The following is an 18,997-nucleotide window of genomic DNA, read 5'->3' on the forward strand; positions in this document are numbered from 1 at the left end:
ATCAGCACGCTTCCTGGACGATGCGGTGGACGTAGATGCCGGGGGTGACGACGCTCTCGGGGTCGATGCCTCCGGCGGGGACGATCTCGCGCACCTGCACGATCGTGGTCGTGGCGGCGGTGGCCATGACGGGGCCGAAGTTGCGGGCGGTCTTGCGGTAGACGAGGTTGCCCATCGTGTCGGCGCGGTGGGCGCTGACCAGCGCGACATCGCCCTTGATCGGATACTCCAGGACGTAGGCCCGCCCGTCGATGGTGCGGGTCTCCTTGCCTTCGGCCAACAGCGTGCCCACGCCGGTGGGAGAGTAGAACGCGCCGATGCCCGCGCCCGCGGCGCGGATCCGCTCGGCGAGGTTGCCCTGCGGCACGACCTCAAGCTCGACCTTCCCGGCGCGGTAGAGCCCGTCGAAGACGTAGGAGTCGGTCTGCCGCGGGAAGGAGCAGATCACCTTACGCACGCGGCCGGCTTGGAGCAGCGCGGCCAGCCCTGCTTCGCCGTTGCCGGCGTTGTTGGACACGACGGTGAGGTCCTTGGCGCCCTGCCGGATCAGCGCGTCGATGAGGTCGAGCGGCATTCCGGCCATGCCGAAGCCGCCGACGAGGACGGTGCTGCCGTCCTCGATGCCGCTGACCGCCTCGTCGGCGCTGTCCAGGATCCGCGCCCGGCTCATGCTGCCACCGCCAGGTTCTCCAGGACCACGGCCAAGCCCTGGCCGACGCCGATGCAGATCGCGGCGACGCCCCACCGCTCGCGGCGCTCGCGCAGCACCCCGGCGAGTGTCCCGAGGATGCGGCCGCCGCTGGCGCCGAGCGGGTGGCCGATCGCGATCGCGCCGCCTCTGGTGTTGACGATCTCCGGGTCGATGCCCCAGGCGTCGACGCACACGAGCGACTGTACGGCGAAGGCCTCGTTGAGTTCGACCGCGCCGACCTGGTCCCAGCCGATTCCGGCGCGGGCGAGGGCACGTTCGGCGGCCTCGACGGGGGCGTACCCGAACTCCCGCGGATCGAGCGCGGACGCGCCCCGCCCGGCGATGCGGGAGAGCGGTTCGATGCCGAGCCGATCCGCGGCGGCGGGCGAGCCGAGCAGGAGGGCGGAGGCGCCGTCGCTGAGCGGCGAAGCGTTGCCGGCGGTGATGGTGCCCTCGGGGCGGAAGCTCGGCTTGAGGGCGGCGAGCTGCTCGAGCGAGGAGTCGGAGCGGACGCCCTCGTCGCGGGCCAGCCCTTCTGTGGGGACGATCAGGTGGTCGTAGAAGCCCTCTTCCCAGGCGGCCATGGCCAGCCGGTGGGAGCGCAGCGCGAAGGCGTCCTGCCGCTCCCGCGTGACGGCGTGTTTCTCGCCAAGTTGCTCGTTGGCCTCACCGAGGGAGACGGTCCATTCCTTGGGCATGCGCGGGTTGACCAGCCGCCAGCCGAGCGTCGTCGAGACCGCGGTGAGGTCGCCGGGCGGGAAACCTCTGGACGGCTTGGGCAGCACCCACGGCGCGCGGGTCATCGACTCGGCCCCGCCGGCCAGGACGATGTCGGCGTCGCCGGTCTCGATCGCGCGGGAGCCGATCATCGCCGCGTCCAGGCTGGAGCCGCACAGCCGATTGACGGTGGTGCCCGGCACGCTGGTCGGCAGCCCGGCGAGCAGGGCGGCCATCCGGCCGACGTTGCGGTTGTCCTCGCCCGCGCCGTTGGCGTTGCCCCAGACGACCTCGTCGATCGCGGCCGGGTCGAGCTCCGGCACCCGGTCCAGGAGCCCGGTGATGACGCGCGCCGACAGATCGTCCGGCCGTACGCCTGACAGGGCGCCGTTGAACCGGCCGAAGGGAGTCCGGACGGCGGAGTAGAGGTAGCAGGCCATGACACCGAGATTAAGGACCGAGCTTGATACTGTGAAATATCAATATCCAGCCCTATTGAGACGCAACTCCTATGGATCTACGTCACCTGCGGTACTTCGTGGCCGTCGCCGAGGAGCTCCACTTCGGGCGGGCCGCCGACCGGCTGCACATGGCCCAGCCACCGCTGTCGCAGGCGATCCGCCGGCTCGAGGACGATCTGGGCGTGGAGCTCCTCCAGCGGACCACTCGCCGGGTCGGCCTCACCGACGCGGGGCGCGGCTACCTGGCCCGGGCCCGCCGGATCCTCGACGCGGTGGACGAGGCGGCGAACGAGGCCCGCCGGGTCGCGGCCGGCGCGGTCGGCCATCTCGCGATCGGCTGTGTGGGCTCGGCGACCTACAGCCTGCTGCCCGCGCTCGCCCGCGGCCTGTCCCACGAGTTGCCGGGCGTCGACTTCTCCTTCCGCGGCGAGATGCTGGTGCCCGACCAGGTAGCCGCGCTGCGGAGCGGTGAGATCGACGTGGCGCTGCTGCGCCCGCCGATCGCCGATCTCTCGCTCACGGTTCTGCCGCTACGCCGGGACCGGCTCGTCGTCGCGGTCCCCGCTGAGACTCGCCTGGCCGCCCAGCGGCAGGTGATGATCACCGATCTGTCGGAGGTCGGCCTCATCGTCCATTCCGCGGATCGGCGCTCGGTGATGTACGACGTCGTCCTCGGGTTGTTCCGCGATGCCGGCGTCGAGCCCCGGATCCGGCACGAGGTCGGCGAGACCTCCACCCTGATCACGCTCGTCGCGGGCGGCCTCGGCGCGGCCGTCGTCCCCGAACCGGTGACGGCCCTGGCCTTGGAAGGCGTCGCCTTCCGGCCGCTGGCCCCTCCCGCGGCCATCGACCTGGCGGTCGCCCATCGGGCCGACCGCGCCGAAACCCACCTCATCCGCGCCGTCTCCGCCGTCCAGCGCATCGTCCGTACTTACCAGATGAGTCCCATCAGCCGGTCGCGAGCCAGCGGTCCATCGATCGAGTAGGTCACCCTAAGCGTGGTGAGTTGCTAAATTCCCTACGCAATGAGGCAAATGTTGCCTATGGGGGAGGTTGGATGCGCAGGTGGACTGCTCCATCCATGATCGGCTGGACGCTCGTATCGGTCGTCGCGCCAGGCGTCGTACACCTGCGGGCGGGCCGCAAGCGTACCGGCATGATCATGCTGGGGATCTTCGGCGTGCTGCTGATCGGTGTCGTGATCGCGCTGATCAACCGAAATGCGCTGGCTGGTCTGTTGCTCGATCCGACCTGGCTGGCCGTGATCACCGGCCTGTGCGTGGTGGCCGGGCTGGCCTGGGCCGGGGTCGTGATCAGCTCGTACATCGTGCTGCGACCCGCCAGGCTCGGCAAGTGGGGACAGATCGGTACGGCCACGGTCGCGGGCGTGCTGGCGGTGACCGTGGCGCTGCCTTTCGGGCTGGCCGCCACGACCGCGCGTACCTCTGACGACGCGATCGGCAGCGTCTTCAAGTCCTCACCGACCAAGCCGATCGATCACCGGGATCCGTGGCAGGGCCGCGATCGGGTCAACATCGCGCTGCTGGGCGGGGACGGCGCCGCCTCGCGCAAGGGCGTGAGCATCCGTACCGACAGCATCAACGTGGTCAGCATCGATGTCCGCACCGGCAACTCCGTGGTCCTGGCGCTGCCGCGCGAGATGGAGAACGCGCCGTTCGCGCCGGGATCCGCGCTGGCCAGGCGGTTCCCGCCGCCGAAGAACTTCTACTTGCCGCCGGCCCAGGGCCGCGGCTCGGCCGACCTGCTCAACGCGGTCTGGGCGTACGCCGACACGCACCCCGAGGTGGCCGGCCACTCCGCCGACCGCGCCCCGGAGGCCGTCAAGGGCACGCTCGGCCAGATCCTGGGCCTCAAGGTCGACTACTACATGCTCGTCAACATGTGGGGCGTGGCACGCCTGATCGACGCTCTCGGCGGCGTCACCATCAACGTCGAGCAGGACGTCTGCTACGGCGTGGGCCGCTCCGACGGCGGCGTGGTCAAGGCCGGCACCCGTACCCTCGACGGCAACGAGGCCCTGTGGTACGGCCGGGCTCGCGACCATCCGGGCAGCACCTGCGCCGGCGCCGACAACCACACCCGCATGCTCCGCCAGCAGTGCGTGATGAGCGCCATGCTCAACCAGCTCAACCCGAGCAACGTGCTGTTGAAGTTCAACGCGCTGGCCAAGGCCGCCAAGGAGACCTTCCGCACCGACATCCCGCGCGATCTGCTGCAGGACCTGGTGCCGCTCGCCCAGAAGGTCAAGGGCGCCAAGGTGGCCAAGATGAACTTCGTACCACCCGCCTACAACCCGGCCTATCCCGACTATCCGCGCATCCGCAAGGCGGTGCGGGCCGCCATCGCACGCGCCGGCAAGGTCGTCCGCGCCGGGGCCGCCACCCCATCTCCTGCCAGCACGCCCACCACCACGCGATCACCAAGCCGGCTCGCCCAGCCGTCCGACCGACTGGACACGCTGGACTCGGCATGCGCACCCGCCAAGAAGAAGACCTAGCCGTCTCCTTTGTTGGCGAGATGCAAGCGGCGGCATAGAAGCAAGGGGACAATTGTGGCGATTGGTACCGTTCGCACATCCCTTACCGCCTCAGGCGAGAGGATGCCCCCAACGATGGGTTAGGTCATGGCCACACGACGAGAACGTCTGCGCTACCGGTTCGACAACAGCATGTCGAAGGGCACACCGGCCCTCATCGGCTGGCTCGCACTCGTCACCGTCGTGATGGTCGTGATCTTCGCGGGCCTGTCCATAGTCTTCGCCGACGACGACGTCCACGACAGCTGGTACCAAGCGCTCTGGGGCAGCCTCATGCGCGCCATGGACCCGGGCACCGTGGCGGGCGACAACGAGGGCAGCACGATCTTCACGATCCTCGGGTTCGCCATCACGATCGGCGGGCTGCTCATCGTCTCCAGCCTCGTCGGCGTGCTCACCACCGGCTTGGACAACAAGCTGACCGAGTTGCGCAAGGGCCGGTCCCGCATCGTCGAGTCCGGCCACACGGTGCTGGTCGGCTGGTCGGATCAGGTTTTCACGATCATCCCCGAGCTGGTCGAGGCCAACGCCAGCGAAGCCAAGTCCTGCATCGCCATCCTCGGCGACGGCGACAAGCTGGAGATGGAGGAGGAACTGCGGACGCGCGTCGGCGACACCGGCAAGACCCGCGTCGTCGTACGCAGCGGCAGCACCGCGGAGCCGACCGATCTCGACCTGCTCAGCCTGGACACCGCCCGGTCCGTCATCGTCCTCTCCCCCGCGGGTGAGGACGCTGACGCGCACGTCGTCAAGACGCTCCTCGCTCTGACCAACCGCAACTGGCGCCGCCGCCGCCCGCCGATCATCGCCTCGGTCACCGACAGCCACAACCGCGTCGCGGCCGAACTGGCCGCCAACGGGCACGCGCAGGTGGTCGACACCGACGACATCGCTTCGCGGCTCATCGTGCAGACCTCCCGCCAGTCGGGCCTGTCGGTGGTGGTCACCGATCTGCTGGACTTCGGCGGCGACGAGATCTACATGCGGACGGAGCCGAAGCTGACCGGTTTCCCGTACGGGGAGGCGCTGTTCGCGTACGAGACCGCCTCGCTGATCGGGATCCGGCGCGGCGACGGCTCGGTGGTCCTGAACCCGCCCATGGACACCCAGGTCATGGACGGAGACCAGATGATCGTGATCGCCGAGGACGACTCCACCGTCCGGCTCGTCCGCAGCTTCCCGCCCATCGTCGAGCAGGCGATCGCCCATCCCGCCCGCGAGGCCTCGCCTCCGAAACGCACACTGATGCTCGGCTGGAACAGCCGCGCCCCGAAGATCGTCGCCGAGCTCGACCAGTACGTGACCCCCGGCTCGATCCTGAACGTGGCCGCCGCCGTCGACGAATCCGAGTTCGCGCTCGAGCTCCCCAACCTGGCCCTGAACGTCAAGGAATGCGACACCACCGACCGGATCACGCTGGAGTCGCTGGAACCGGGCATGTTCGACCACATCATCGTGCTGGCCGACGACCGGGTGGAGTCGCAGCACGCGGATTCACGCACGCTGGTGACGCTGCTGCACCTGCGCGACCTGGCATCCCGTACCGGGCAGCGCTTCCCGATCGTCAGCGAGATGAACGACGACCGCAACCGCCGCCTGGCCCAGGTGACCAAGGCCGACGACTTCGTGGTCGGCACCAAGCTGATCAGCCTGCTGATGACCCAGTTGTCGGAGAACCCGCACCTGGGCGGGGTGTTCCGCTACCTCTTCGACGCCGACGGCTCGGAGATCTACCTCAAGCCCGCGACCGACTACATCCGCCCTGGGATGACGGTCAGCTTCGCCACCGTCATCGCCTCCGCCAGGGCCCGCGGCGAGACCGCCATCGGCTATCGGCTGACGGTCGAGGCCACCGCCCCGCCCAACTACGGCGTCGTGCTCAACCCCGGCAAATCCGACCCGGTCACGCTCGGCCCCCGCGACCTGGTCATCGTCCTCGCTGAAGACTGACCTGCTGGGAAATGACACGACGGCCGAGGCGCTGCATGGGGCCTTCGATGAAGCGGTGGCTGAGCCAGCTGGCCGGGATGAGCAGGCTCAGGAAGAGCACGCTGATCCCGATCTGCAGGGGCAGCGGCGACCAGCGCATCTCACCGGCCACCCGCATGATGATCAGGAGTATCGGCAGGTGGACCAGGTAGAGGGAATAGCTGATCGTGCCGAGCCAGGTGAGCACGGCAGGAAAGGGGCGAGCACGTAAGGCCATGCCACCGGCGAAGGTGAGGGCGGCGAGGAGGACGGTCAGCCCCCACACGTCCGGTCGCACCCACCACCACCCGGCATTGAGCGCCCAGAGCGGCGTCGCGGCCACGACCATCGCGGTGACGACCACGGGCCAGAGCGGCGCCTGCCCGCGTTCCCAGCGACGGATCGCCGTGCCGGCGAACATCACCGCCAGGATCGCCGCCCCGAACCAGGGGACGCGGCTGCTCAGCAGTACCAGCGCCAGCCCCATCACACCCAACGCGCAGGCCGCGACCGTACGCCCCCGCCCGGAGACCACGCAGCCGAGCCCGACCACGAAGAGGCCGGACGACACCCAGGCCAGCCATCCGCCCGACAGCGGCGGCCCGGTCAGGACCAGCCCGGCGACGGCGCCGATCAGCGCGAACGTGGCCGGAAGCAGGTTCCGTCCGTCGCGTACACCGACCACGAACAGCGCCGCGGCCAGCAGATAGAAGACCATCTCGTACGACAGCGTCCACAGGGTGTTCAGCACACCTGCCGCCCCGACCGCGTCCAGCAGCATCGTCAGGTGCGCGGCCACCGAGGACAGGTCCCTGGGCACCTCCAGCCGCACCGGGATCCACCAGGCAAGAGCGAGGACCAGGGCGATGACCGCCAGGTAGAGCGGATAGAGGCGGAAGAACCGGCCGATCCAGAAGGCCCGCACGTCGCCGTGCCGTTCCAGCGAGGACGGGATGATGTAGCCGCTGACCAGGAAGAACACCAGCACGCCGTAGACGCCGAGGTTGAACGAGGTAGGCCGCAGCCACGGCATCGCCCAGGTCGTCAGATGCTCCCCCACCACCGCCAGAGCGCCGATGCCACGCAACGCGTCCAGCCAGGCGAACCGGGAGGGAACCTGTTGCACATCAAGGGCGGGGAGCATACGGCCCAACGTATCGGAATCGTGATCCTTCGGACGCCACGTCCGACCTTGGCGCCCGGCCAGCGCGGACCCACGACGCGATCCCGCCCCACCGGCCCCTCTTGACCTGCTCTCTTGACCAACGTATGCACATTCCTATGCACTTACTTTAGCCAAGCAGGTCCCACTGCTCTCCATGAGCACACCAGCCGGAGTGGAAATCCCCGATGTCTCATTCACCGGTTCCTCCCGACGCGTTCACCTCCACCTCCGGATCGATGTCCCGCCGGGCCGTCTTGGCGGGCGGCGCCGCCGCCCTCGCCGCCGTGCTCACCCCGGCCTCGCCGGCGAGGGCCGGCATAACCGGGAACGGCGGTAAGACAGCCGTCGCCTCCGGCACCGACTTCGCCGTCGCGGCCTCGCCCGACGGCCGCCTGCTCGCCCTCGACCTGCTCGGCGTCCTGTGGGTCTGCTCCGCCTCCGGGGGCACCGCCCGCAGGCTCACCAGCGATCTGTACGACATCGCCCAGCCCGACTGGTCCCCGGACGGATCCACCATCGTGTTCCAGTCGTACCGCGACGGTGTCTTCAACCTGTGGACGATCCGGCCCGACGGGTCCGCGATCAAGCAGTTGACCACCGGCCCGTTCGATCACCGCGAGCCCCGCTACAGCCCGGACGGGCGCACCATCGCCTATTCCTCCGATGCCGGCGGCAGCTACGGGATCCACCTGCTCGACCTCGCCACCGGAGCGACCCGCGTCCTGACCGACACCTCCGCCGAGGAGTACGAGCCGGCCTGGTCACCCGACGGGAGCAAGGTCGCGTTCGTCGTCGCCGACACCAGGATCGACGTCATCGAGGTCGCCACCGGCACGCGCGCCACCGCGGTCACGGTCCCCGCCGGTCAGGTCATTCACCAGCCGTCCTGGCTGCCGAACGGCACCGACCTCGCCTACCACCTCTTCCACGCGGGCGCCAACGATCTGGCCGGCACCGCGGGCACCCTCGTCACCGGCGAGGAGGTCTTCCCGTTCCGTGCCCGGTTCGCCCCGGACGGACGCTATTACTACACCTCCGCGGGCACCATCAAGGTCCGCCGCCTCAGCTCCACGTCCGTCGGCACCATCGGCTTCACCGCCGCGCTGACGACGACGACTCCGGCGTACAAGAAGAGGGTCCGGGTATTCGACCAGCCCGGGTCATTCCCCGTCGTCGGAATCGGCAGCCCGGCCGTCTCCCCGGACGGGTCCGCCATCGCCTTCCGCGCGCTCAACGACATTTATCTGATGCGCGACGGTGGCCCGCCGGAACCGCTTTTCCGTGACCGCTGGTGGAAAACCGACCCGGATTTCTCCCCGGACGGGCGGCAATTGGCATTCGTCACCGACCGCACCGGCACCCTCAATATCTGGGTCCGCGACCTGAGCACCGGCGCCGACCGGCAGCTGACCCAGCTGACCGACTCCGCCGCCCTGTCGGTCCGGTGGTCACCCGACGGCAGGGAGATCGCCTACCTGGACCAGGACGGCGCCCTGTGGGTGGTGGACGTCTCCACCGGCGACATCCAGAAGGTCTTCGACGCCACCTTCGAACCAGGCCGCCCGACCTGGTCACCCGACGGCAGAACCCTCGCGCTGGCCGCGGTGGTGCCGTACTCACGACGCTACCGTGAGGGACTGTCCAAGATCCTGCTCGTCGACCGGGCCACGGGTGCCGGCACGTACATCGACCCCGCGCCGCACCGGTCCTTGCAGACCCGTGGTGACGACGGCCCTGTCTGGTCACCTGACGGCGGCATGCTCGCCTTCGCCATGGAATCGCTCCTGTGGGTCCTGCCCGTAGACAAGAGCGGACGGCCCACCGGCAGCGCCCGTCAGGTCACCCGGGAGGTCTCCGACGCCCCCGTCTGGGCAGGCGGCTCGGCCGCCCTCCTCTACCTGAACGAGGGCCGTCTCAGGAGCGTGCGCCTCGACGGCAAGCCCGCCCAGTCGATTCCGATGCGGCTGACCTGGCGCAACGACACGGGCCCCGATCAGGTCGTCATTCACGCGGGCCGCATGTGGGACGGCGTCTCCAAGAGCGTCGTCCGCGACGTCGACATCATCGTACGAGGCCAGCGCATCGCCGCGATCGAGCCGCACCGGGACGGAAGGCCCGGCGCCCGGATCGACGCCCGCGACAGGTTCGTCATGCCGGGCCTGATCGACATCCACCATCACCGTGAGATGCAGGGCTACGCGTACGGATCGCGGCAGGGTCCGCTGTGGCTCGCCCTGGGCGTCACCACGACGCGCTCACCTGGCTCGCCCGCGTACCACATGGTCGAGGAGCGCGAGTCGGTGCAGTCCGGTGCCCGGCTCGCACCTCGCTACCTGGGCACGGGCGAGGCCATCGACGGGGCGCGCATCTACTACAACTTCATGCGCCCGACGTACTCCCACGACCAACTGCGGCTCGAACTGCAGCGGGCCGCCGCCCTCGACTACGACATGATGAAGTGCTACGTGCGGCTACCGGTCATCTGGCACAAGGAGGTCATCGACTGGGCCCACCGCCAGGGCAAGCCGGTCAGCTCGCACTACCACTATCCGGCGATCGCCATGGGCGGCGACCAGACCGAGCACGTCGGCGCCACCAACCGGTTCGGCTACTCACGCACCGTCACGAACGTCGGCTCCGCCTACTCGGACGTCATCGCCATGTTCAACGCCTCGAAGATGGCCAGAACCCCCACCCTGTTCAACTCCTCGACCCTCTACAGGGACGACACCTCGCTGGTCACCGACGAGCGAGTCCGCCGGCTCTACCCGAACTGGCGGATGGCCGCGCTGCGGGCGACGGTCACCACGGCGCAGACCGCCGACCCGACGGCGGTCCAGGTGATCCGGACCAACCTCGCCAACCAGGTCGCGCAGCTCACGGCGATGATCCGCGGCGGCGGCGTGGTCACCGCGGGCACCGACGCACCGATCGATCACCTCGGGATCAGCCTGCACATGAACCTGCGCGCCATGGTCAAGTACGGCCTGACGCCGCAGGAGACGCTCACCGCCGCGACCAGCACGTCCGGGACCTACCTCGGCCTCCCGCTGGGCAGGATCGCCAAGGGCATGTACGCCGACCTGGCCATCATCGACGGCGACCCGCTGTCACGCATCGAGGACGCCGCCAACGTCACCGCCGTCGTCGTCGGCGGGAGACACCGCACCGTCGAGCAGCTCCTCGCGCCGTACCCGTCCTCGACCACCAGCGACCAGGCGCCACCCGCGACCTCCGCGCCTTCCGGAAAGGTCAAGGACCGCGTCCCCGTCCACCAGAGCGCGGCGAGCCACTGGTGGAACGACCCCGCCGAGCTCGAGGGAGCCCGGGTCGCCTGCTGCTACGACCACTGAAATTTTCATCGGGTACGACCCGCGTGGGCGGGTGATCCGGCGGCCTTGACCACCGCCTTCGCGATCGGCAGGGACCGGAGAGCCTACCCGGGAATTGACAGGCCGCGGCGGCGTCATATTTGCTCTGTGCCATCACCGCTATCCCTCAATGGCGCCCATGAAAGGGATTACTCCATTGAATGTTAGCGCTCACAATGTCGGCTGGAATCTCAAGGGATGCGCGCCCCGCCGACCCGGCGTCTGACGCGGTCCTTTCGCCATTGGGGTGACAGGAGAAGCCATGCGTAAGGTCCTGTTATCAATCGTCTCCGCCCTGATCACATCCCTGTCGCTGGTCGCCCCGGGCCCCGCCTCGGCCACGGTGATCGGCGCGACCGGGTGCGACGCCCGGGTCGCCCACGCGGCCGCGACCGCCGCCCTGGCGACGACCACCGTCTGGATGGCCGGCGACTCGACCATGGCCAACCCCAGTTCCACCTGCCCGGTGGGCTGGGCCACCGAATTCGACTCGCTGTTCCACAGCAACATCGTGGTCGACAACCTCGCCGTCGCCGGGCGCAGCATCCAGACCTGGCTCTACGAGGGGAACGTGACCTCCACGATCGGCTCGAACGGCGAATGCGTCCTCAGCTCCACCGCCTACTCGTCCCGGTGGCAGCAGATGCTCACCGGCATGAAGGCCGGTGACTACCTGTTCATCCAGTTCGGCATCAACGACAGCTCGACGACCTGCCCGCGCCACGTCGGCACCGCCCGATACCAGGCGCTGATGACGATGATGGCGCAGGCGGCGAAGGACCGCGGCGCCCACCCGATCCTGCTCACCGCCGTCGCGGCCATCACCTGCTCGGGCGGCACCGCGGTCAAGAACCGCGGCTTCGTCTCCCAGACCACCGCTGCCGCCACCGCCACCGGCTCACCGGTCATCGACCTGCAGACCCTCAGCGTCGACTACTACAACTCCCTGGGCCTGTGCCCCAACAACGGCGACTACACCTCCGGGCCGGTCGGACAGTTCTTCTGCAACGACCACACCCACTTCGAGGCGTACGGCGCCCGGCGGATCGCCCGGCTGGTCACCGGCGCCCTGCGAACGCAGAACATCCCGCTCGCCGGATCCCTGCTGTGACACCTGCCGCCACTAGCGGTCCCTGGCCGCGCGGCGGGCCGCGTCGATGGCCTCGGCGGGCACCGACCGGGCCGGGCGGGTGAGGATGCGGCGGATGACCGCCGCGGGCACCTTGGGCTCGCGGTCCTCGGTCAGCAGCCCGTTCGACTCCTGCTCGGTGTCCGTCAGCTGGGTCCAGCACAGACCGGCCAGCTCCGGGTTGTCCAGCACCGCGTCCACGATCTGCCGGAAGCCCTCGGCCAGCTCCTCGGTGGAGCCGACGGTGCCGTACCCGTGCCAGGCCTCGTCCCGGGCCGGGCGGAGGCTGGTCCCGCCGATCTCGGACAGCACCACCGGCTGGCCGCGCCGGACCGGGTCGCCGAGCAGGGCGACGCGCCGCGCGGGCGGGCGGTCGCCGAGGATGCGCGCGAGCGCCTCGGGACCGGCGTAGCGCTCGCGGATCGATTCGCCGGTCGGCGCGTAGTCGTGCAGTCCCCAGATGTCGCTCTCCGTGTGCTCCCATCCGTCGTTGGAGATCACCGGCCGGGTACCGTCGAGCGCCTTGGTGAGGTGGTAGAGCGCGGTGGCGGCGTGCCGCTGCTCGGGTACGTCCGCCGCGTGCCAGACGCCCCAGCTCTCGTTGAACGGCACCCACGTCACCACGCACGGGTGGCTGCGGTCGCGGGCCACGACCTCCAGCCATTCGCGGGTCAGTCGCTCGACCGTGCGGGGGGCGTACTCGTACGCGCTGGGCATCTCGCTCCACACCAGCAGGCCGAGCCGGTCGCACCAGGCCAGGAAACGCGGGTCCTCGACCTTCTGATGGATCCGGACGCCGTCGAACCCCAGCTCCTTGGCCAGCTCGACCTCCCGGCGCAGCGCGGCGGCGTCCGGCGCGGCCAGGTGCGAGCGGGGCCAGTAGTTCTGGGCCAGGACCAGGCGCAGGAAGCGGGGCTGGCCGTTGAGGAGGAAACGGCCGTCCCGGACGCCGGTGCTGCGCAGGCCGACGTACGAGGTGACCGCGTCGATCGGCGCGCCGTCGCCCCTGATCACCTCGACCCTGGCGGCCAGGAGTGTGGGCTGCTCCGGCGTCCACAGCAGGCGGCCCTGCTCCATTTGGTGCCGGGCCGCCGGGACGGCGATCGTCCAGCGGCCGTCCCGCCGGTCGGTGCGGCACGTCTGCTCCGCCAGGACCTCATCGCCCAGGCTGAGGACGACGCGGACGTCCACGGCGGGGTCCGGCCGGCGGGACAGCTCGACCTCGACGGTGACGGACGCGCCGGGGACGTCGGGGGTCCAGTGCAGGCCGCGGACGTGCAGGTCGGGCACGACCTCCGCCCAGACCGGCTGCCAGATGCCGGTGGTGCGGTGGTACCAGATGTCGTGGGGCTCTCCGCGCCAGTCCTGCTTGCCGCGCGGCTGGGTCGCGTCGTCGCACTCGTCCTGCGCGCGGACCACGACGACCTGCTCCTCGCCGGGAACGACGGCCTCGGTGACGTCGAAGGTGAAGGGCGTGTGGCCGCCCTCGTGCTCTCCGGAGTACTCGCCGTTGAACCACACCCGCGCGCGGTAGTCCACCGCGCCGAAGTGCAGCAGGAGCCGCTCGCCCGGCCCCGGCTCGCGCTCCAGGCGCAGCCCGCGGCGGTACCACACGATCGGGTGGGGCTCAGGCTCGTGTACGCCGGACAGCTCGCTCTCGGGCGGGTACGGCACGACGATCGCGCGGGTGAAGGCCCCGGCGTCGCGGTGCCAGCCCTCGGCCAGGCCGCGGTCGCGGTCGTCGGTCGCGTAACCCCACTCGCCGCACAGGTCCTGCCAGTGCGGGCGCATCAGGAGGGGACGGGGGTAGCCGGGATCGTGGGTAACGAAAGCTCCCCGAGAGTCGGTAACGAAGGCTTCTCGAGTGTGGGTCACGAAAGCTCCTCCAGCAGGGTCAGCACGGTCACCGAGTGCGGCGAGATCTCCCACGCCCCACCGCTCGCCTCGACCTCGCCCAGGTCCCGCACGGCGATCGTGTCCTGCGCGCCGAGCGTGTTGACCGCGCCGAGCCCGGGGGCGTCGCCGCCGACGGTGCGCACCCGCGCGCGGGCGGGGGTGGCGCCGGTGCTGCCGTCGAGGACGATCCGCACCCGGATGTTCTCGTCGCGGTGCCGGTTGACGACGGCCACCCGCACCGAGCCGTCGTCGGCGCGGGTGGCCGACACGTCGATGTACGGGACGGTCATGGGCGCGGTGACCAGCCGGCCGTCAGGGCCCCAGCTGTCGCCGAGCCGGACCGCGGCCGTCCTGGCCGGACCGTCCACCTCAGACGGCAGCACGGTCCTGCCGGTGTGGTGCCGGTAGAGGTGCCAGACGTGGTAGATCGCCGAGCGCAGGGCGCCACCGGGGCGGGCGACCACCAGGCCGTTGGCGTTGACCAGGTTGACCGGGTTGGCCATGGCCACGGGCGCGGGCAGGGCGGCGGAGCGGTGGACGGCGTGGAACACTCCGGCGCAGAAGACCAGGTCGGCGACCGTGCGGGGACTCCACCGGTTCACCCGCACCCGGCGTCCTGGGCCGCCGCCCGCCTCGGGCAGCTCGGGCCCGGCGACGCCGCCGCCTGTCTCGGGCAGCTCGCGCTCGGCGATGCCGCCGTCGTCGCCGGGCAGCGGCCGCGGCCAGTCCTCGGGTTCGAGGTGGCGCATGGTCCACTCGTCGAGCGTGAGCGCGGGCGGGCGCTCCAGGCCCAGCTCGGCGGCGAGTTCGGTGACGAGCTGGGAGTAGGCGTGGATCTCCCGCTCGAAGTACAGCGCCTGGGCCACGACGGCGTCGTAGTCGTCGTCGCCGGTCCACAGGTGGGTGCTGGCGCCGTACAGGTGCAGGGACAGGTAGTCCAGCAGCTTGCCCGCGCGAGCCAGCAGCGGGCGCGTCCACTGCTCCTGCTGCCAGGGGATGCCGACGCCGATCAGGCGGATCTCGGGGTCGACCAGGCGCATGAACCGGGCGTGCTCGAGAGCGGCGGCGGCGTACTCCTCGGCCGTGCGGTGGCCCATCTGCCACGGGCCGTAGACCTCGTTGCCCACGCCCCAGTAGCGCACCTTCCACGGCTCGGCCCGCCCGTTCCCGGCGCGGCGGCCGGTGAGCGTGGTCGCGCGGGCGGAGTTGGTGTACTCGACCCAGCGCACCGCCTCGTCCACGTCCCGGCAGGAGTGCACCAGGTACGGCTCCGCGCCCGCCGCCTCGCACCAGGCCAGGAACTCGTCGGTGCCGAAGCGGTTGGACTCCTGCCCGCCCCAGGCCAGCTCCAGCCGGCTCGGCCGCGTCTCGCGCGGGCCGATGCCGTCCTCCCAGTGGTAGGCCGAGGTGAAGTTTCCCCCGGGCCAGCGGATGGGACCCGGCCCCAGCTCCCGTACCAGTTCCAGCACGTCGGTGCGGGTCCCGTGGAGCAGGCCTGGTTCGGCGACGGACAGCGGTGAGCCCTCGTCGAACACGCCGCCCTCGATGTTCCCGAAGAACGCCGATTCCAGGAAATGTCCGTATACGTCGTCGTCGATCCGGCCCGCCGGGCGGCGGGTGTCGATCGTCACGAGTGCCTCACGGCCGTGGACAGACATATGGCTCAAAGCTCCATTCCGATCACTGCTTCACCGCTCCCGCGATGCTGTCGACGAACTTCCGCTGCAGGACGACGAACACGGCGATCACCGGGATCAGCGAGATCACGGCGGCCGCGGCCATCCCCGACCAGTCCGTTTCCCGCTCGCCCATGAAGACCGTCATGCCCACGGCCAGCGTCCGCAGGTCGGGGTCGCTGAGGGTGAACACCAGCGGTAGCAGGTAGACGTTCCAGGCGAACAGGTACGTGAGGATGACCACCGTGGCGGTGATCGGCCAGGCCAGCGGGAGCATCACGCGGAAGAAGACGGTGAAGTGGCCCGCGCCGTCCAGGCGGGCGCACTCCTCCAGTTCGTTCGGCAGCTTCCTGAAGAAGCCGGCGTACAGGAGGGTCGAGGCGATCTGCCCGCCCGCGCCCAGGCCGAGTATCACCCCGGCGTGGGTGTTGAGCAGCCCCAGCTGGTCGGTGAGCTGGGTGATCGGGATGATCGTGTACCCCTCGGGCAGGAAGAACGTGACCAGGAACAGGCCGATGACCACCTTCTTGCCGGCGAAGTCGTAGCGGCCCAGCACGTAGCCCGCCAGGGCGCTGCGCACGACGACGAGCACGACCGTTCCGATGGTGATGACGAGGGTGTTGACGAAGTACCTGGCGAAGCCGACCTCGCTCCAGGCGCGGGCGTAGTTCTCCCAGACCGGCTCCTCGGGCAGCAGGCCGAGCCCCGAGCCGAAGATCTCGGGCGAGGTCTTGAGCGACGCCGAGACCAGCCAGACGAACGGGTAGATCCACAGGGCGCCGAGCACGAGCAGCAGGACGGCGGTCACCACCTGCCCGGCGCTCAGCCGGGACCGCGCGGTCATGCCGAGCCCATCCGGTTCCTGGCCCAGCGCATGCCCAGCGCCTGGGCGATCGCCAGGGCCATGGTGAGCAGGCCGAACAGCACCGCCGCCGCCGAGGCGTACCCGAGCTGGGGGACGGTGGCCTGGAAGGCCGTGCGGAAGATGAAGATCTCGATCACCTCGGAAGAGAAGGACGGGCCCCCGCCGGTGAGGGTCTGCATCAGGTCGAAGACGTTGAGCGCCGCCACGGTGTCGATCAACGTGATGATCACCAGGAACGGCACCAGCAGCGGCAGCGTGACGCGCCGGAACTCCGACCAGGGGCCGGCGCCGTCGATCATCGCGGCCTCGTGGACGGCCGGCGGGATCGTCTGCAGCGCGGCCAGCCAGTAGATGAGGGTGATGCCCAGCCACTTCCACACCCAGACGGCGATCCCGGCGTAGAGCGAGGTGCCGGCGTCGGCGGCGAAGTTCGCCGGTGAGTCGATCAGGCCCGCCCAGACCAGCGACACGCTCACCGGGCCACTGGCGTCCAGCAGCAGAGTGAACACGATGCCGACGATCGCGCCGGTGGTGACGACCGGCAGGAAGAACAGCGTGCGGAAGAAGCCCTTGAACGGCGTCTTCCTCCGGTTGAGCACGATCGCCAGCGCGAGCGCCAGCCCGACCCGCAGCGGCACGGCGATCACGAGGAAGACGATCGAGTTCCAGAACGCGTTCCAGAACAGCTCGTCCTCGATCAGCCGGGTGAAGTTCTCGACGCCGATGAACGTCCCGGTGTCGGCGAAGCCCGGCCAGTCGAGGAAGCCGAACCACCACGACGCCAGCAGGGGGTAGATGGTGTACGCGCCGTACCCGACGAGGGTCGGCAGCAGGAAGAGGTAGATCCACCAGTCCTTGCGCAGGCGCCTCAGCCGTCCGGGCCGGGGGCGCGCGGAGTGGGTTGTCGTCATGGTGCTCCTGTCCGGCCGCCCCTCAGCGGCCGGCGTAGTCCTGCTGCTCGTAGTCCTTCTCGCGGTCCCAGTTGGCGAAGACCCAGGCGTCGAGGCCGACCTCGACCCCCTTCTTCTCCTTGACCGCCTTGATGGCGCGCTCGCGCTCGGCGCTGAGCTGGTCCTTGTAGCGCCGGAGCTGGCCGCCCACGTCGGAGTTGGAGCCGGTCAGCACCGACTGGACGATGTCGCCGAGGTCGGGATGGATGTCGCGCATCTCGGCCAGCACCTGCCACACGCCCGGCGTGCCGACCTCGGGCACCGGTGCGATGCGCACGTCGTCCTGGAAGTTGGCCACGCACTTCCGGTAGGCGGGGTGCACCTCCGCCTCCTTCACCACCTCGGCCAGCGCGGGCGGCTGGTCCATGGCGGCGGCCAGCTTGAGCTGGAACTCCTTGGTGGTCATCCGCAGCAGCACCTCGGCCGCGGACTTGGCCTTCTTCGACTGGCTCGACACCCAGAACGTGCCGGGCATCGGCGGGCTGTAGACGAGGTTCCTGGTGGTCTCGGGGCACGGGATGTGCCACACGCCGACCCCGCGCTCGACCGCCTCGGGCTCATCCACGCGCAGGCCGCCGACGAACCACGCGCCCCACGGGTAGATGGCCGCCTGCCCGGCGGCCCAGCGGGCGCGGGCGTCTCGGGGGCCCATCGACGCGGACGCCGGGTGGACGACCTTGTCCTTCTGCAGCGCGAGGAGGAATTCGACGGCGTCGATGTACGGCTGGGAGTCGTGGACGTACGCGCCCGTCGCCCAGTCGATGGCGCCGGGGGCGCCCGCGGTCATGGCGAGCCGGTGCACCAGCGTCGCCAGGTACGCGGGGTCCTTGAGCGGGATCACCATTCCGTACGCGCCCGCGGCGTTCCCCTTGGTCACGCGGCGGGCGATGGCGCGCAGGTCGTCCCAGGTGGCCGGCTCGTCCTCGGGGTCCACCTTGGCCTCCTTGAGCAGCGCCGAGTTGAACCACGGCACCGCCTCGTGATTGCGGCCGGAGAACGGGGCGAAGGAGTAGATCTCACCGTTGAAGCGGTGGATGCCGTCGTAGAGCTGGCCGGCGATCGAGCTGCCGGCGAAGTCGGCCAGCTTGCCGACCGGCTGGAACCAGCCCCCGCTGACCAGGGCGGCAGGGGAGACGGAGCCCAGCCCCGCCAGCGAGTGCACGTCCGGCATCTGGTTGCTGCGCCGGGCCACCTGCAGCGCCTGGCCCAGGTCGGGCGCGTCCATCTGGCGCCGTTCGATCGTGACGCCCGGGTGACCCTGCTCGTAGGGGGTGAAGAGGTCGCTCTCCAACATCTTGGTCAGCGGCCTGAACTGGTCCCACCACTGCAGCGCGTCACCCGCGGGCTGGCTCCGGCGGCTCATCTGCCCGCCGCCGGTGCACGCGGTCAGCGCCGTGGCCAGGACGGCGGCGCCCGCGCCGCCGAGGAACTGGCGGCGGCTGACGCCTGCCAGGCCGGGCGGGATTTCAGGGATTCGGCGATGCGACCCCATGGCGACTCCTCTTGGTCGTCGGCTCGGTCACGATCCCGCCCAGCCCTGAAGGTTCAGGA

13 protein-coding genes are annotated in these 18,997 nt (G+C 70.1%); 5 read left to right on the forward strand and 8 right to left on the reverse strand.

The annotated features are described in order from the left end of the window. Position 1: 1 nt before the first annotated feature. Both AB0B61_RS04465 and AB0B61_RS04470 read right to left on the reverse strand, forming a co-directional pair. Complete coding sequence (locus tag AB0B61_RS04465) at positions 2-670, reverse strand: 3-oxoacid CoA-transferase subunit A (RefSeq protein ID WP_358427872.1); 669 nt, start codon at positions 668-670, stop codon at positions 2-4. Continuing rightward, entirely contained in the window at positions 667-1,848 is a 1,182-nt protein-coding gene (locus AB0B61_RS04470; protein ID WP_358427875.1) for a thiolase family protein, read from the reverse strand. The genes AB0B61_RS04465 and AB0B61_RS04470 overlap by 4 nt, the downstream gene beginning before the upstream one ends. Positions 1,849-1,919: 71 nt before the next feature. Here AB0B61_RS04470 and AB0B61_RS04475 point away from each other — a divergent pair, with 71 nt between their 5' ends. The 3 genes from AB0B61_RS04475 (at position 1,920) to AB0B61_RS04485 (ending at position 6,376) form a co-directional block, all read left to right on the forward strand. After that, a complete protein-coding gene (locus AB0B61_RS04475) occupies positions 1,920-2,855 on the forward strand; it encodes a LysR substrate-binding domain-containing protein (RefSeq protein ID WP_358427878.1) in 936 nt (311 codons plus the stop codon). A gap of 71 nt (positions 2,856-2,926) precedes the next feature. Further along, positions 2,927-4,387 (forward strand): LCP family protein, encoded by a 1,461-nt coding sequence (locus AB0B61_RS04480; protein WP_358427881.1) that lies wholly within the window; start codon positions 2,927-2,929, stop codon positions 4,385-4,387. 126 nt (positions 4,388-4,513) lie between these two features. After that, positions 4,514-6,376: a potassium transporter TrkA gene (locus tag AB0B61_RS04485; protein ID WP_358427884.1), complete on the forward strand. Its 1,863-nt coding sequence runs from the start codon at positions 4,514-4,516 to the stop codon at positions 6,374-6,376. Here the strand turns inward: AB0B61_RS04485 and AB0B61_RS04490 are convergent. After that, complete coding sequence (locus AB0B61_RS04490) at positions 6,354-7,538, reverse strand: acyltransferase (protein ID WP_358427887.1); 1,185 nt, start codon at positions 7,536-7,538, stop codon at positions 6,354-6,356. The two genes, AB0B61_RS04485 and AB0B61_RS04490, sit on opposite strands and share 23 nt — an antisense overlap. A gap of 206 nt (positions 7,539-7,744) precedes the next feature. On the opposite strand from AB0B61_RS04490, the gene AB0B61_RS04495 reads away from it, so the two are divergent. Both AB0B61_RS04495 and AB0B61_RS04500 read left to right on the forward strand, forming a co-directional pair. Further along, positions 7,745-10,912 (forward strand): amidohydrolase family protein, encoded by a 3,168-nt coding sequence (locus tag AB0B61_RS04495; RefSeq protein ID WP_358427890.1) that lies wholly within the window; start codon positions 7,745-7,747, stop codon positions 10,910-10,912. Between the two features lie 280 nt (positions 10,913-11,192). Next, positions 11,193-12,041, forward strand: coding sequence for an SGNH/GDSL hydrolase family protein (locus AB0B61_RS04500; RefSeq protein ID WP_358427892.1), 849 nt, complete (start codon positions 11,193-11,195; stop codon positions 12,039-12,041). Between the two features lie 12 nt (positions 12,042-12,053). On the opposite strand, the gene AB0B61_RS04505 is transcribed toward AB0B61_RS04500, so the two are convergent. Genes AB0B61_RS04505 through AB0B61_RS04525 form a run of 5 tightly spaced genes read right to left on the reverse strand, consistent with a single transcriptional unit; the run spans position 12,054 to position 18,938 of the window. Further along, complete coding sequence (locus tag AB0B61_RS04505) at positions 12,054-13,934, reverse strand: sugar-binding domain-containing protein (protein WP_358427895.1); 1,881 nt, start codon at positions 13,932-13,934, stop codon at positions 12,054-12,056. Continuing rightward, positions 13,931-15,613 (reverse strand): alpha-L-arabinofuranosidase C-terminal domain-containing protein, encoded by a 1,683-nt coding sequence (locus tag AB0B61_RS04510; RefSeq protein ID WP_358427897.1) that lies wholly within the window; start codon positions 15,611-15,613, stop codon positions 13,931-13,933. Before AB0B61_RS04510 ends, AB0B61_RS04505 begins: the two co-directional genes overlap by 4 nt. Positions 15,614-15,635: 22 nt before the next feature. Further along, entirely contained in the window at positions 15,636-16,475 is an 840-nt protein-coding gene (locus AB0B61_RS04515; protein ID WP_358427900.1) for a carbohydrate ABC transporter permease, read from the reverse strand. Next, the gene (locus AB0B61_RS04520) at positions 16,472-17,407 is read right to left on the reverse strand and encodes a sugar ABC transporter permease (protein WP_358427903.1); all 936 of its coding nucleotides are present in this window, start codon (positions 17,405-17,407) and stop codon (positions 16,472-16,474) included. The genes AB0B61_RS04515 and AB0B61_RS04520 overlap by 4 nt, the downstream gene beginning before the upstream one ends. Before the next feature lie 22 nt (positions 17,408-17,429). Continuing rightward, positions 17,430-18,938, reverse strand: a complete 1,509-nt coding sequence (locus AB0B61_RS04525; RefSeq protein ID WP_358427906.1) for an extracellular solute-binding protein — start codon at positions 18,936-18,938, stop codon at positions 17,430-17,432. Positions 18,939-18,997 lie beyond the last annotated feature (59 nt).

This window comes from Nonomuraea sp. NPDC049158 (assembly GCF_040648335.1).
Lineage (GTDB): Bacteria > Actinomycetota > Actinomycetes > Streptosporangiales > Streptosporangiaceae > Nonomuraea.